11 protein-coding genes and 2 tRNA genes are annotated in these 14,463 nt (G+C 68.0%); 10 read left to right on the top strand and 3 right to left on the bottom strand.

From position 1 onward, the window contains the following. Positions 1 to 20 precede the first annotated feature (20 nt). Entirely contained in the window at positions 21 to 1,094 is a 1,074-nt protein-coding gene (gene serC, locus AQZ59_RS07910; protein ID WP_062614127.1) for a phosphoserine transaminase, read from the bottom strand. Positions 1,095 to 1,200: 106 nt separating this feature from the next. On the opposite strand from serC, the gene AQZ59_RS07905 reads away from it, so the two are divergent. From AQZ59_RS07905 to AQZ59_RS07880, 6 genes are all read left to right on the top strand, one after another. Continuing rightward, the gene (locus AQZ59_RS07905; protein WP_062614126.1) at positions 1,201 to 1,878 is read left to right on the top strand and encodes a metal-dependent transcriptional regulator; all 678 of its coding nucleotides are present in this window, start codon (positions 1,201 to 1,203) and stop codon (positions 1,876 to 1,878) included. A 106-nt stretch (positions 1,879 to 1,984) separates the two neighbouring features. Next, entirely contained in the window at positions 1,985 to 2,722 is a 738-nt protein-coding gene (locus AQZ59_RS07900) for a C40 family peptidase (RefSeq protein WP_062614125.1), read from the top strand. Positions 2,723 to 2,860: 138 nt separating this feature from the next. Next, a complete protein-coding gene (locus AQZ59_RS07895) occupies positions 2,861 to 3,802 on the top strand; it encodes a universal stress protein (RefSeq protein ID WP_062614124.1) in 942 nt (313 codons plus the stop codon). 94 nt (positions 3,803 to 3,896) lie between these two features. Then, positions 3,897 to 3,969 (top strand) — tRNA-Arg (locus AQZ59_RS07890). Between the two features lie 192 nt (positions 3,970 to 4,161). Continuing rightward, positions 4,162 to 8,982 (top strand): hypothetical protein, encoded by a 4,821-nt coding sequence (locus AQZ59_RS07885; protein WP_062614123.1) that lies wholly within the window; start codon positions 4,162 to 4,164, stop codon positions 8,980 to 8,982. Beyond that, positions 8,975 to 9,283 carry a hypothetical protein gene (locus AQZ59_RS07880; protein ID WP_148132144.1) on the top strand — a complete coding sequence of 103 codons (309 nt, stop codon included), beginning with the start codon at positions 8,975 to 8,977 and terminating at the stop codon, positions 9,281 to 9,283. Before AQZ59_RS07885 ends, AQZ59_RS07880 begins: the two co-directional genes overlap by 8 nt. Here the strand turns inward: AQZ59_RS07880 and AQZ59_RS07875 are convergent. Both AQZ59_RS07875 and AQZ59_RS07870 read right to left on the bottom strand, forming a co-directional pair. Beyond that, positions 9,280 to 9,936, bottom strand: coding sequence for an SAF domain-containing protein (locus tag AQZ59_RS07875; RefSeq protein ID WP_062614121.1), 657 nt, complete (start codon positions 9,934 to 9,936; stop codon positions 9,280 to 9,282). The genes AQZ59_RS07880 and AQZ59_RS07875 overlap by 4 nt on opposite strands. A gap of 69 nt (positions 9,937 to 10,005) precedes the next feature. Continuing rightward, on the bottom strand, positions 10,006 to 10,653 hold the full coding sequence (locus tag AQZ59_RS07870) for a 5-formyltetrahydrofolate cyclo-ligase (protein ID WP_062614120.1): 648 nt from the start codon (positions 10,651 to 10,653) through the stop codon (positions 10,006 to 10,008). Between the two features lie 82 nt (positions 10,654 to 10,735). Here AQZ59_RS07870 and AQZ59_RS07865 point away from each other — a divergent pair, with 82 nt between their 5' ends. The 4 genes from AQZ59_RS07865 (at position 10,736) to AQZ59_RS07850 (ending at position 13,924) form a co-directional block, all read left to right on the top strand. Next, on the top strand, positions 10,736 to 11,950 hold the full coding sequence (locus tag AQZ59_RS07865; protein WP_062614119.1) for a molybdopterin molybdotransferase MoeA: 1,215 nt from the start codon (positions 10,736 to 10,738) through the stop codon (positions 11,948 to 11,950). Positions 11,951 to 12,112: 162 nt separating this feature from the next. Next, a complete protein-coding gene (locus AQZ59_RS07860) occupies positions 12,113 to 13,159 on the top strand; it encodes a hypothetical protein (RefSeq protein WP_152994737.1) in 1,047 nt (348 codons plus the stop codon). Next, positions 13,156 to 13,788 (top strand): alpha/beta fold hydrolase, encoded by a 633-nt coding sequence (locus AQZ59_RS07855; RefSeq protein WP_062614117.1) that lies wholly within the window; start codon positions 13,156 to 13,158, stop codon positions 13,786 to 13,788. Before AQZ59_RS07860 ends, AQZ59_RS07855 begins: the two co-directional genes overlap by 4 nt. 63 nt (positions 13,789 to 13,851) lie before the next feature. Next, positions 13,852 to 13,924, top strand: a tRNA-Ala gene (locus tag AQZ59_RS07850). The last annotated feature ends 539 nt before the right edge of the window (positions 13,925 to 14,463 follow it).

The following is a 14,463-nucleotide window of genomic DNA, read 5'->3' as shown; positions in this document are numbered from 1 at the left end:
CGTCGTGTACGGGTGGGGAGCTAGCCGACCAGCTCGTCGATGACGCCGAGCAGCCGCGTCACATCCTCGACGTCGATCGCGGGGAACGTGGCGATGCGCAGCTGGTTGCGCCCAAGTGAACGGTACGGTTCGACGTCGACGACGCCGAGCTCGCGCAGCTGGGCCGCAATGCCCGCGGCGTCAACGCCCTCGAAGTCGATCGTGCACACCACCGGCGAGCGGTACTCGGGCGCGATGAAGGGTGTGGCGAACGGGCGGGCCTCGGCCCACTCGTAGACGGCCGAGGAATTGTCCCGCGAGCGCGCCTGCATGGTGGACAGCCCGCCGGTCTCGACCATCCACTCCACCTGCGCCTGGAGCATGAGGAGCGTGGCGATCGCCGGGGTGTTGAGGGTCTGGGCCTTGCGCGAGTTGTTGACCGCGAGCTGGAGGTTCAGGAAGTCGGGCACCCAGCGCTCGGCGGTGAGGCGCTCAATCCGCTCGAGCGCGGCCGGGGAGGCGAACGCCAGCCACAGGCCGCCGTCGGCGCCGAAGCACTTTTGCGGGGAGAAGTAGTAGAAGTCGGCGTCGGCGGGGTCGATCTTCAGCCCGCCGGCGATGGACGTGCCGTCCACCACGGTCAGGGCCCCCGATCCGGGCGCGACCCGGCGTAGCGGCGTCGTGGCACCCGTGGAGGTCTCGTTGTGGGCGTATAGATAGGTGTCGACATCGGCGGGACGGCACTCGACCATCTGCCCCGGCTCCACGCGCAGCACCTCGGGCTCGCCGAGGAACGGGGCGCGCTCGACCGCACGGGCGGCCTTGCCGGAAAACTCGCCGATGACGGCGGCCTGTGCCCGGTCCTCCACCAGGCAGAAGGAGATCGCGTCCCACAGGGCGGACGCGCCGCCGTTGCCCAGGATCGCCTCGTAGCCCTCCGGCAGGCCGAACAAATCGGATAGGCCCTCCTGGATCGAGCGCACCGCCCCACGAACGGCCGGCTTACGATGGGAGGTGCCCATCAGGCCGGAGTCAGCGATCGCCGCGATCTGGGCGGGGCGGACCTTGGAGGGGCCGGAACCGAAGCGGCCGTCGTCGGGAAGAAGTAAACTCATGGTCCGATCATCTCACTTGGGCGCAGGCGGCGGGCAAGATTTCGAGTGCTGAGCGCGCGGGGGTGCCAGCGGCTAAGATGGCGGGGAGAGCCAGTGAGGGGGAGCCGTGAGCCAGCTGATCGATACCACCGAGATGTATCTGAAGACCATCTTCGAGCTGAACGAAGAGGACATCCCGGCGTTGCGCGCGCGCATCGTGGAGCGGCTCGGCCAGTCCGGGCCCACCGTGTCCGAAACCGTGAGCCGGATGGAGCGCTCGGGTCTGGTGTCGATGGGGCGCGGGCGCGAAATCGACTTCACGGAGGAGGGGCGCCACTACGCGATCCGCGTGATGCGCCGCCACCGGCTCGTGGAGCGGCTGCTGCAGGACGTTATTAAGCTTGACTGGCCCCACCTTCACGACGAGGCGTGCCGGTGGGAGCACGTGGTGTCCGACGACGTCGCCGAACGGATCGACGCCCTGCTCGGCCACCCGGAGGCTGACCCGTTCGGTAACCCGATCCCGGCGGCTGGCGAGTCGGCGATTCACAACGTGCGCGAGGCCGGGCTCAAGTCCGTCATGGAGGTCGAGCCGGGCGGGGAGTACGTCATCGAGCGGCTGGCCGAATCGGTCCAACTTGACCTCGACATCCTGTCGATGTTCTCCGATGAGGGGCTCGTGCCCGGGGTGAAGATCACGGTGGATGTTATCGACTCCGACAGCGCGATCGTCGTGCAAAACGGCGATTCCGTGCGGCTTTCGGCCAATGTGGCGCGCGGAGTTTTCGTTCGCGAAGCCAAGTGACGTATCACATCGTTATCAAATCGTGACAAATCGTTATTGTCCCGTTATGCTGATCTCGTAGCGCGCCGCACTGGCGCGGAGTTCTTAGCACAACGGAGAAAAAACTATGGCGAGTCGCCACGACATGATCGCGCCCCGCTCGACCTTCTCGAAGTCGACCGTGACTGCGGTTGCAACGGCTTCCACGGCAGGGGTCCTCATGGGTATCGGTTCGCCGATGGCTCTGGCTGATGGCAACGCTTCCGCCGCCCAGGCGTCGAAAGCCTCGATCGAGCTGGCCACCTCGGCTACCACCACCAACCCGGTTGCCACGGTTGATCTGGGCACGGTGTCGGTGGGCGAATGGGAGATGGAGACCGTCACCGTTGAGGCCGAGGGCGCCCCGGTTGCCGCGGCCCCTGTCGAGGCGACTGCCCAGACCGCCACCGCCGAGGCTCGCACCACCTCCGACACCGCTCAGGCCACGCCGGCTGTTGGGGCCGAGCCGGTCCAGCAGGCATACTCGGGCTCCGCGAGCTCCGTTGGCGCCACCGCCCTCGCTTACCAGGGCGCCCCCTACCGCTGGGGTGGCACCACCCCCGCCGGCTGGGATTGCATCGGCTTCGTCCGCTACGTCTACGCCCAGCACGGCGTGCACATCGGCGGCTACACCACCTCCGTTCTTTCGGTCGGCTACCAGGTCCCCTACTCGGAGGCCCGCGCAGGCGACATCCTCTACTGGCCCGGCCACGTGGCCATCTCGCTCGGCAACGGCATGAACGTCGGCGCCTGGAACGAGTCGATGGGCACCACCACCGGCTCGGACGCCTCCATCGGCATCCCCACCGTGATCCGCGTGTTCTAACACAAGCTTTTCGATGAAGGGCCCGAAAGGGCCCTTTTTCGTGTGCGTTGGTGGTGCGGGGCGCCGGCGTCGACATCGCCTATTTCCTACCGCTGTGACCTCGACTTTGAGACAATAGAGGCAACTAAGGAGGATGCAATGGCGCACGAAAACATTGTTGTCGTTGGTATAGATGGATCCGAGGCGGGTAATTCCGCGCTCGAGTGGGCGCTCGCCCAGGCCCGAGCCCGCGAGGCGCGGCTGCACATCGTGTGTGGGTACGAGTTGCCGTCCCAGTACATGTCGCCGGAATTCCAGGTCGCCCAGGGCAACGTAAATCACTTGTATGACTCGGCGCGCAAGATTGTGGACGAGGCGGTGGTCACGGTGGAGGGTCAAGGCGTGGAGGTGACGTCCGCGCTCGAGTTCGGTGATCCCACCGAGGTGCTCGTGGAGATTTCGAAGCGCGTGGCACTCGTGGTGGTGGGCGGGCGCACCCAGCACACGGGCCGGCTCGCCGACCGCCTCTTGCGCACCGTATCCTCCGCCGTGCCGGCCAACGCGTACTGCCCTACGGTGGTGGTGCCCACGGATTCGCCGTCGTCGCACGTCCCGATCGAGCGGGTGGTGTGTGGCGTGGACGGCTCGGAGCACGCGAAGATGGCGCTGCAGCGAGCGGTGTGGGAGGCGGATCGGTGGAACGCCAAGCTGACCGTGCTGGTGGCGGTGAACCCGTCTGCGGTGGGCTGGGTTCCGGCTTACACGTTCCGCGACGAGCACCTGCACGAGATGGAGTCCGCCGTGGCCGCGCAACTGGCCGAGGTGGACGAGGGCCGCAAGATCGACGTCGAGATCACGGCGGTCGAGGGCAGCCCGGCCCACATCCTGGCCCAGATGTCCGAGGAGTCGGACCTGGTGGTGCTCGGCACGCGCGGGCGCGGTGGCTTCACCGGCCTCCTCCTCGGCTCGACCTCCCAGACCCTGCTCGGTTACTCCGCCTGCCCCACGATGGTGGTGCCCAGGCGTGTGCGCAAGGACGACGATCACGGGCCGGGCCCGGTCCAGCTGGTCGACGACGACGAGCCCGGCATCAAGGGCTAGTCCGGCCGGCAAGCACTAAGTGCCAGCCTATGGCTGGGTTGCCGGCCAGCGCCGTTTTTGCCCTTGGCTCCTTTCGGGTAGTCTTGCAGGGCATGCCCTCGTAGCTCAGTGGATAGAGCACGGCTCTCCTAAAGCCGGTGTCGTAGGTTCGATTCCTATCGAGGGCACTTTTCATGCCCGTAGCGCACTGTGCCGGCAGGTGGCGTGGCTAACTGGTGGGTCTGGAAGCTTTCGTCGCGTAACTGGGCCTTTGCGGGCTCAGATTCACCAGTTGTCCGCGCGATCTGCGTGTGGCGGGGCTCGGGGCGGTTGCGGCGCGCGTCTGTCAGAAGTGGCGCAGTCCTCTGTACGGTAAGAGAGTGAGTCCTTTCTTTAAGCGTAAGAAGTCCCAGCCGAAGGCCGACGAGCCCGCGGTGGCGCAGGCGCCTGCCGAGCAGGCTCAGCAGGCCGAGCAGGCCCCCGACCTCGAGGAGTCCGCGCCCGAAGCGGCGATCCCCGCGCCGGAGCCCACCCGCTCCCGCGAGGAGCTCCTCGACGCTGCCTACCGCGCCTGGCATGCCGAGCTGGCAGCGCGCGCCCAGCAGGCGGACGAGGTCACGTCGGATGAGGCCAACGGTGTCATTGACTTGACCCACCCGCACCCGACCGGGGCGGTGGCCTTCGCGTCCGGCTCGGCGGTGCGGATCACGTCGCTCATTCGTGAGAACGTGGCCCAGCGCGAGGCGCTTGCCAACCTGCGCCGGCTCCAAGCCACCACGCGCCGCATCTCGGAGATGTATGGCCACGCGCCGGTCTCGCTGTCGGTGGGGCGGCTGACGTGGTCCGAGCTGCCGTCGGCGTCGAAGTCTGAGGCGCCCGCGGCCCCCACGAACGTTGAATTTGCCGAGCTCACGGGCGAGTTCATCATCGACAACGACGGCTCGCTCGTGTCTGTGGACACCGACGGGGAATCCTCCGCCACCTTCGGCGGGAGGGCCGACGACGCCGATGGTGCCGCTCACGCCGACACCCCCGGTGACGCCCGTACCGAGGATCCGGCAGACGCACACCGGGCCAGCTCTGACGAACAGGCAGGCGTGCAGGCGGCCGAGCCCGCCGGCGAGGAGCGCGCGGTGGAGAGGGAGCCGCGCCAGGCCGTCGTCGTGAAGGAGCCGGCACTGTACCGGAGCGTGGCGATCGAGTTCGAGGAAGGCGACGCGGCCGTCCGCCAGCTCAATCACACGATGATCAACCCGGCCTATCTGCGGGCGCTGCGCGAGAACGGGGCCACGGCCGAGCAGTTGGCGGAGCTGACCGGCGCGGCGGCGTCGATGGACTTGGAGCAGGTGCTCGAGCTGGTCGCGGCCTATGGGCGGAACTTCCTGCCCGGATTCGACTTTGAAAACGAGATGCTGCTCGGGTGCTTCGAGCGCCCAGAGCGGACCATGCTGGCCGATCTGGAGGCGATGGAGCCGTACATCCGGACGTCGGGGATCATGATGGCGCTGGCGGGGGATGAGGAGACACGCCGGTTGTCGGCGGCGCCACTGCCCCCGGGTGGCGAGGAGGATCGCGCGCCGGAGGTCGAGCGCGGGGCGGGCGACCTGGACGTGGCCGAGCTGAACGTGGTGGAGGCGGTGGCCTCGGGGCGGTCGATCGTGGTGGATTGCCCGCCGGGTTCGCAGCGAGTCCAGACCGTGGCATCGATCTGTGCGGATGCGGCGGCGTCGAAGAGATCCGTGGTGGTTGTGCCCTCGCGGCTGTCTTCGGGGCGCCAGCTGATCGCGGAGCTCGAGCGGCTCGGACTTGGCGACCTCGTGCTTGATTTTTCGGCGGTGGAAAAGGTCCCGCAGCGGATCCGCACCGGTCTGCGCCTCGCCACCCCAGAGCTGCCGACCGAGGACACGCTGCAACTGCGCGGCGAGTTGGTCTCCGCGCGTCGTCAGCTCGAGGCGTTCGTGGGCGACCTGCACCGCTTGGACGAGGACTGGGGCACGTCCATCCACGGCCTGCTGGAGAAGCTCGCCGGGCTCATGGCGAAGCCGGACGCGCCGCAGACGCGCGTGCGCCTGGGTAAGACGGCCGTGGCCGCGATGAAGCGTGACGGGATCGAGGCGATCACAGCCGACCTCGACCAGGCAGCCGAGCTTGGCGCGTTCGACCCGGCGATCTCGCGGTCGGCTTGGGCGGGCTCGACCATCTCGAACGCGGCCGACGGACAGAGCGCGCTCGACGCCGTGCGGCGCCTCAACGACATCACGGTCCCCGCCGCGATCAGCCAGTCCTCGCGCTCGGCGGGCGAAACCGCAATGAAGCAGCCCAAGACGCTCGGGGAATGGTTCGAGCAGATCGACGTGCTCGACGGCATCGCCGACTCCCTCGACACGTTCTTGCCGGTGGTCTTCGAGACCTCGCCGATGAACCTGGCGATCGCCACCGCGCCCAAGCAGTGGCGCGAGGCGCACGGGCACTCCATGAAGATGTCCGACCGGCGGCGCTACCGCAAGCAGGCGCTCGACATGGTCCGGCCCGGTGAGTCCACGGCCACTCTGCACGAGGAGCTGCTCAAGGTGCAGCAGCGCCGCGAGGTGTGGCGCCGCTACAGCCCGGAGGGCGGCTGGCCCACCCTCCCCGACGGCCTCACTCAGATCCGCGCCACCCGCTCCGAGGTGCAGCGCGACCTGGAATCGTTACAGTCGTACCTTGGCGGCGAGTCGCTGCTCGACATGGACTTCGACTCCCTGCAGGCTCGGCTCGCGGCGCTTGTTGCCGACGCCGGACACATGGCCACCCTGCCCGAACGCAACGCCACGTTGGCCTCGCTGCGCGAGCGTGGATTGGGCGAGTTCATCGAGGATATAGCGAACCGGCAGGTGGCACCAGCGAGGATCGCGGCCGAGCTTGACCTTGCCTTCACGAGCGCGGTCTTCGAGGAGATGATCCGCACCACCCCGGCCGTGGCCAGCTTCGGCCCGAGCGACCTCACCCGCCTCCTTGACCGTTTCCGCCAGCTCGACTGCGCCCATACCCGCACCCTGTGGGGGCCGGTGCTACGCGCGGTGGTGAATAACGCGCGTGAGGCGATGCAGTCGCGCCGCCAGGACACGCTCCGCCTGGATGAGATCCTGGCCGAGCAGGGCCTGTCCGGCCTGCGTGACGCGATTGCCACCTACTCCCGGCTCGTGCAGAGTGCGCGGCCCGTGTGGGTGGTCCCGCCGAACGTGCTGGCCGAGTTCATCCCGCCGATGCCGTGGGCGGACCTGGTACTCGTGGAGGCCACCGACTTGGTGGCGCCGCTGATCTCCCCGATGATGCGCGGCCGCCAGGCCGTGGTGGTGAGCGACCTGCGCCGGCCCGACGCCGAGGCAGTGCGGGTCTTCGACGAGGTGCTGCCCGTGGCCACCCTGCCCACGTTGCGCGCCGAGCATGACGCGCTGTCGGCCCATGCGCTGAAGGAGATCGGCTACGAGCTCTCGGCGATCCCGTCCGTGCGTGCGAGCCGTGAATCGCGGCTCATCTACGTGGACGGGCGTGGTGTTCCGGGGATTTCCGGGGACGGCGCGGTGGAGTCCACGCAGGTGGAGGTCGAGGCGGTGGTGGACGCCGTCATCGAGCACGCTGTGGCGCGCCCGGGGGAGACCCTCGCCGTGATCGCCCTGTCGGTGCTACACGCGAGCCGTATCCGCGACGCGCTGGTGGCCGCCGATTCGAGCGACGTGCACCGGCTGAAGGACTTCGTCATCACCGACATCACGCGGGCCGCCGGCCTGCGCTACGACCACGTGATCCTCTCGGTCGGCTATGGCAAGACCGTGCACGGGCGCGTGCTGCACACCTTCGGCGCGCTCGCCACCCCGGCCGGCCTGGCCGGCCTCATCGACACGATCGCCGCCGCTGGCTCCGACCTGACGATCATCTCCGCGCTCGGGCCGGGTGATATCGACACGCGCCGCGTCTCCACGCCCGGCCCCAAGCTGCTCGCTCGCTTGATCGAGAACTCCGCCGGCGCCGACGTCAGCGCCACCTTCGACGACGCCGTCACCCCGCTCCTCGCCGACGTCGCCCAGCGCTTGGGCGCCCGCGGCTGGCAGACTCGCGCCGACTACGGCTACGAGGGGTGCCCGCGCATCCCGTTGGCGGTGGGCAAGGACGGCCGGTTCACCGTGGCCGTGGTGCTCGATGACGAGGCGTACGTGGCCGAGCGCTCCCTGCGCCGCCGCGACCGCTTCTGGATCGAGACCCTTCAGGCGCACGGCTGGTCCGTGTTCCAAACCTTCTCCAGTTCCCTCTTCATCGATCCCGCCGGGCAGGCTGACGCCATCGAGGCGTTGCTCATGGCCAGCTTTGGCACGCCGGGCGCGCCCGTCCAGGTCCCGATCGTCGACGACGACGGCACTGCGGTCCGCGACCCCGAGCGCAGCGACGAACTGACGACGAGCATCGGGCCTCGCGCGGCAATCGGTGCCGGTGCCGTGGCGGCAACGGGCGCTGATGCCGAGCCGGTCCGCGTGGCGCGGCCGCGCGGACCTCGCCCCGAGGTGGTCCCGGGCCTTAGCCTGGCCGCCTACTCCGACGACCAGCTCGACGACATGACCGCCTGGATCGCCTCCGATGGCCTCGTCCGCGGCGAGGATGACTTCGTCCACGACCTACGTTCCGAGCTAGGCATCACCCGGCGCGGGGAGCAGGTGGACGTGATCCTGCGCAACGTGGCCCGGCGCTCGGGCCTGGTTGGCGTGGCCGTGGAGGCATCCGCATACGTGGCGCCTGAGGCCGCGGCCGAAGTGGTTGCTGAAACGGCTGCCGAGCCGGTTGCCGAAGAGGTGGCTGTGGTTGAGCTCGCCGCCGAGCAGTCCGAAGATCCCGCTCAGGACCTAATTGTGGAGGTGGCCGAGCCGGAGTCCTTGGCAGAGTCCCAGGTGACCGTCGGCGAAGAGCCGGAGCACGGCGTCGACGAACCGGCACCTGGATCGGTAGCCGAAGAACCGGCCGATGAGCCGGCAGACGAGCCGACCGATGAACCGGTAGACGAACCGGCTGTGGAGGAGATGACCGAGGAGGAGCCGACCGCTCACGAAAAGCCGGCCACGGCCCCCGACGATCCCCTGTTCGCCCCGGTGGACTATGAGATCGTGGAAGAGCGGACGGATGATCTAGATCTCGGTGATGAGGACCCCTTCCTAAGCGGCGATAATGACTGATATGGACGACGCGGTGAGCCAGGCGGGTAAGCCGGTGCGGCGTCGTGGCTCCCGCCGCGTCGTCATGGTCTCGCAGGTGGATGCGAAGCGGATCGCGGCAGGTGAGTTCGCATCGGTTGAGGAGGTTTTGCACGCCAGCGACGCCAAACAGCCCGCGCGCGAGCAGCACCCATCCGGTCGCAAGCCAGCCAGCCACAAGCCCCGCGATCCCAAGGGCAAGGCCAAGCAGCCCGCGCCCTGGCTCAGTGCCCGCGACCAGGAAATCCTGAACGAAGTACCCCCACATTTTGGCAAGCTCTAACCGCTAGCGGGCCCGGAGAGCACGGCGTGCAGGGGCGCCCGCGTGGACGCCCCGATCACTTTGTGGATCTCCTTTTCCGGGACGGCCAGGTAGAACACGCGCGTGTCCTCGGTGGTGCCGAGGAACGTGCTGGTGCCCTTCTCGTGGGCAATGCCGGCCACGAGTACGTCCCGGGCGAGGAGGGTGGCGGCGCCGTCGGTGAACTCGTCGGGCGGGCTGTAGAGGTTCACCGTCACGCCGGGTTGGAGGATGGCGAGGCCCCCGGCGTCGGCGACGGGCAGCGCGGCGATCACGGTCCCCGCGGGCGCACGCCCGAGGAACTCGGAGGAGAGCAGGTTGGACGTGAAGACAGGGGCGCCCTCGGCAACGGGCGCCACCACGAACTCGCCGACCACCAGCTCGGCCTCCCGTGCCACATCGGGCAGCTCCTCGGCAAAGCTGACCACCCGCACGTCGCCGTCTTGAACGCGCTCCCCGCCGGAGAGCGGCCGGGCGGCCACCACGGTGGCGAACGCGGGCGGCTCCTCCTTCTCGGGCAGCAGCGCCTGGATCGCGAGGACGGCGAAGAGGGCCATGCCCACCCACCTCCAGCGCCACATGAGCGCCCGGATGGGTGTGGTGCGGGACGAGGAGGGTGCGCGCGTGATCTTCATGCACCCGATTGTGCCAAGTCGCCCCGCGCAAACCGCCGAGTTAGCGGCTAAATGTGGATGGCACCCCCGTTAGAGATGCTGTGGAAAAGTCTGGCCCGCGGCCTCAGTGGGGACGATCTCGGTGGGGAAGATGGCGTATGGCACCCGCACGTCCATGTCGTCCTGCGGGATCGACACGTCAAGCAATTCGTCCGCAAAAATCATCGCGCCCACGGCCGCCTGCGGGGTCGTCTGCTTGAGCGCCCGGTCATACCAGCCACCGCCTTGGCCAAGCCGCGCGCCGTTGCGCGAGAGCGCCAGCGCAGGCAGGATCATCGCGTCCACGCCCGCCAGGATCGAGTTGTCGAAGGCCTCGCCTTCGGGTTCCGGCGGCCGCCCGGGCGCCATGTTCACCAGCTCCGTACCGGGCTCGAAGTATCCCCAGGCGCGTGAAAGGCCCGGGCCGAGCTTGGGCAGGAGGACGCGCTTGCCGGCGTCGTGAAGTGCGGTGAGGACGAATGCGGTGGACGGTTCGGCGTTCGTGGACACGTAGCACGCGACAAGCTCACGCTCGCCCACGAAGTCCATCACTGTGGGAACCCAGACCTCGGCCAGCTCGGCGAGCTTGCGTTTTGAACGCTGCTTGCGGTGCTCGCGGACCGCGGCACGCAGGACCTGCTTGGCTTCCTCGACCTCGACGTCGGCGATGTCGGGAATGCTCAACGGGGAGATTGACATGCCCCCATTCTTCCATGAAAGGAAGAAGTGCCCGGGGAAGCTACGCTCTTGGGTAAACTGGTCTTAATCTAGAGGAGGCCCGATGAAGTCTGTTGCCGACCACCTTGCCGAATGCCTCGCGGTGGCCCAGCCGCTGCCGCCGTTTGCCGTGGCGCTTGGCGACGCCGTGGGGTGCGTTCTCGCCGAGGACGTGCGTTCCCTTGTCGATGTTCCGCAGGCGGATTTGGCGGCGCGGGACGGGTATGCGGTGCGGGTCGCCGACGTCGATGGCGCCAGCCGCGACAACCCGGTCACCTTGCCGATGCTCGAGGAGGTCCGTGCCGACACGGTGGATCCCACGGCGATGGTGGAGCGCACAACCGTGCGCATTTCCTCGGGTGCGGTGCTGCCTGCGGGGGCGGACGCCGTCATCCCGATCGAGGCCACGGACCAGGGCAGGGCCGAGGTGCGTTTCTTCGCGGGCACGCGCGAAGGCGAGAACATTCGCCGCCAGTCCGAAGATTTTGCCGCCGGTGAGGTGCTGCTACGGGCGGGCGTGCGTATCGGGTCGCGCCAGGTCGCGGTGCTCGCCTCCGCCGGGCACTCCACCGTCATGGTCCACCCCGCCCCGCGCGTCGTGGTCATGGCCATCGGCGATGAGCTGCAAGAGCCCGGCATGCCCGCCACCCGCGGCAAGATCTACGATGCCAACTCCCACGCTCTCTCCAGCGCGATTCGCGATGCCGGCGCCGAGGTTTTCCGCGTGGGCGGCGTGAGCGACGACAAGCGCGAGCTGCGCGAACTGCTCGAAGACCAGCTGGTCCGCGCCGACATCATCATCACCACCGGCGGCCTGTCCTACGGCGGCGGCGACACCCTCAAAGAGGTGCTTTCCCCTCTCGGCACGGTCCGCTTCGACAACGTGGCGATGGCGCCGGGCCGCCAGCTCGGGGTCGGCCGCCTGGAAGGGGAGACCACCGTGTTCTGCCTGCCTGGCTCGCCCGTGGCCGCGATGACGGCCTTCGAGGTCTTCATCCGACCTGCGCTTCGCCACATGGCCGGCTACTCCTCGATCAACCGGCGCTCGATCCGCGCCGTCGTGGAAAAGGGATGGGAATCGCCGGAGGGCCTGCGAGAGTTCGTGCGGGCGCGCGTCGTCGGCAATCCGCACGAGGGCTACCGGGTGGAGCCGCTTGGCGACCCGGGCCGGCCGCTCCTGACCGCGCTTGCCACCGCGAACTGTTTGGCGATCGTGCCGGAGGAGCAGCGGGCGGTGCAGGTGGGTGACACGCTCGAGTGCGTCGTCTGGGAGCGGTAGCCGGGGTCGCCGAAGGCCTGCCGGAGGGCCCGGCGGGCGTGACTGGTGTGGCCAATGTGAAGGATGTCTGAATTCGTCACAAATGGCGCTAATCCAAGGATACGGGCAACACACCAGCGCCGGTTCGCCGCGCCCTTCCCGCTTTCGTCATAGCGTTGGACCATGGGTATCGAAGGGGCAGTTGTCGCCATGGGAACGCTGTTCCTCCTGGCATACGTCATCCCCCAGATCACCCGAAGGAGAGCCGTTTTCGCGGACGCGCCAATCGGTGAGCGCTACTCAGAAGACCTGAGGCTCATCACCGAACGGACCCTGCGCCAAGAGGGCGGCGATCACGGCAGGATCTTTACGACGGAGCGAACAATGAGCACACCTACTCGGCCGAGCGGCACCCGTGGTTCCGACGCAGCCAAGATGCGGGCCATCGCCCGCGACCGTTCACGTGCTCGCGCCCGCATCGCCCGCCGTGGCGCTCACCAGCAGCGCGCTCTCGTGGCTGGCGCCGCGCTCGCGGTCCTGGCCGCGGCGCTGTGGGTGGCGGTCGGGCTGACGTCCCTCGCTCCCGGGTTTGCCATTGCGGCGACGGCGGTCGGCGGGCTCTACTTGCTCGGTGTCGGCTACCTGGTCTCCTCCTGGGCCGTGCTCAACGCCGCTGACGAGGAGCGCATCGCCAAGGCCAACAAGGTGTTGCGCCGGGCCAAGCGCGCGGGTGTTCGCGACTACGTGGCAGCTCGACCGGCGGCGGAGCTGGAAGCGGCTGAAGTTGGCTTGGCTGAGGTCGAGGCGGCCGAGGCTGAGGTTGGTGAAGATGAAGTGGCCGCGGCGAGTGCCGCTGAGGCGGCTGCGGCCGAGCCTGCCGTGGAAGCGCCTGCGGAGGTGCCCGCCGTCGAAGCGCGCCCGGCCCGAAAGGCTCGTCCGGCGAAGGTCGTAAGTGCGCGGGTCGACGTCGTCGAACGTGAGGAGCGCCCCGCCGACGTGCCGTCCTACACGCTGAAGGCGGTGCGGCGCACGGTCAAGCCGTACGAGGCTCCCGAGGCGCCGGTGGCCGACGTACCCTTCCGCCCCACCCGGCTGGGGGAGCGGATCGGGGACGGGCCGCTCGAGGCGGCGAGCCCCGCACCGGCCATGACTGGCAATGAAGAGTTCCGTGCCGACGTGCTCGGCGGTGGCTCCACGCTGGACGCGCTGCTCGACCGCCGGCGGGCATGACGGCCGTCGCCTTCATTCACGGCCACGCCCACACGCCCGAGGTATGGCGGCCGGTCGCTGACCACTTGCCGCCCGCGTGGGCTGTCGTGGCGCCCGACCTCTTCGCCGCGGCGCGCGTCGGTTCCGACGCCGACGCCCACCGCCACGCCATGGCCGCACACATCAACCGCGACCTGGCGATGATGGGCCTGGAAGAGCCCGTGATCGTGGTAGCCGAAGGGCTCGGCGCGATTCCCGCGATCCATTACGCGGTCGAGCACCCGGGCCGGGTGGCCGGGGTCTTCGTTTCAGGGCCGAGGCTGGCGTTGCGGCGTGGGGAGTCGATGCGGTTGCAGGTGGGCGCGGTGATGCGACGGAAGGGGCCGACGGCGGTGACGTCGGAGCAGATGGGGACGTATCTTGCTGGGCTGGTCGGACTCGATGAGCGCAAGGCGGCGGCGCAGGTGCGGGTGCCGCGCGTGGCGATCGCCGGGGAGAAGGACAGTGTGGGGACCCGGGGTGCCACCGAGCTCCAGGGTGCTGGCTGGGAACGCGACGTAGCCAGGGAAGCCTCCGAAGACTGGTATGCCTACGCGCCTGCGGCGTTCGCCGCGCGGGTGGCCGAGTTCGCCACGGCTCACGGGCTTTAGTGAGCTACTTTACGGTCGCGGACGGGCGAAGGGCGGCCGAGTAGTGCTACTATCATCTGGTCAGGGGCTATGGCGCAGTTGGTAGCGCGTCTCGTTCGCAATGAGAAGGTCAGGGGTTCGAATCCCCTTAGCTCCACGATGAGGAGTCCGAACGGTGAAAAAGCCTTCGGGCTTTTTCATTAGTAAGGACGACGAAATAGTGCTTAATCCCGTTAGGGATTACTAGCACCATTAGGAAGTTCATTTTGATACAAAGTGAGCGTCCTTTTGCTTTGCCCACGTGGGTGACGTTTTGGTCTTATAGGTCAGGTTGTGTTGGTTTTTGGGCTGTCTTTCGTTGCTACAAAGCCGAAAGGTGGGGGTTGGACTCGTTGTGACTTGAGTTCTTGGTTGGCCAGGTCGTGTTGGTTTTATCCCGGTTTTTGATTGATATTCCGCGGTAAGGTCGGGGTTTGAATCGATTTGGATTAGGGAATGGGAAATCCTCGATGCAAAATCTGTGGTGGCACGACGCAAAAATGGGGCTCAACTCGAGCAGGTAGGCCAAGGGGTTGCGTCCCTTAGTGTGGTGTAACGCTTGCTGATGGTGGGCCCCGGAAATAGTGGGGCGGCCATCGTCAGTAACCTTCGACTCAACTACCACATCTCACCGAAAGGCACGTAACGATGACCGCT

The sequence above is a fragment of the Trueperella bernardiae genome, assembly GCF_001469025.1.
GTDB lineage: Bacteria > Actinomycetota > Actinomycetes > Actinomycetales > Actinomycetaceae > Trueperella > Trueperella bernardiae.
The sequence above is the reverse complement of the archived record's forward strand: the minus strand, read 5'-3'. Positions and strand labels throughout refer to the sequence as shown.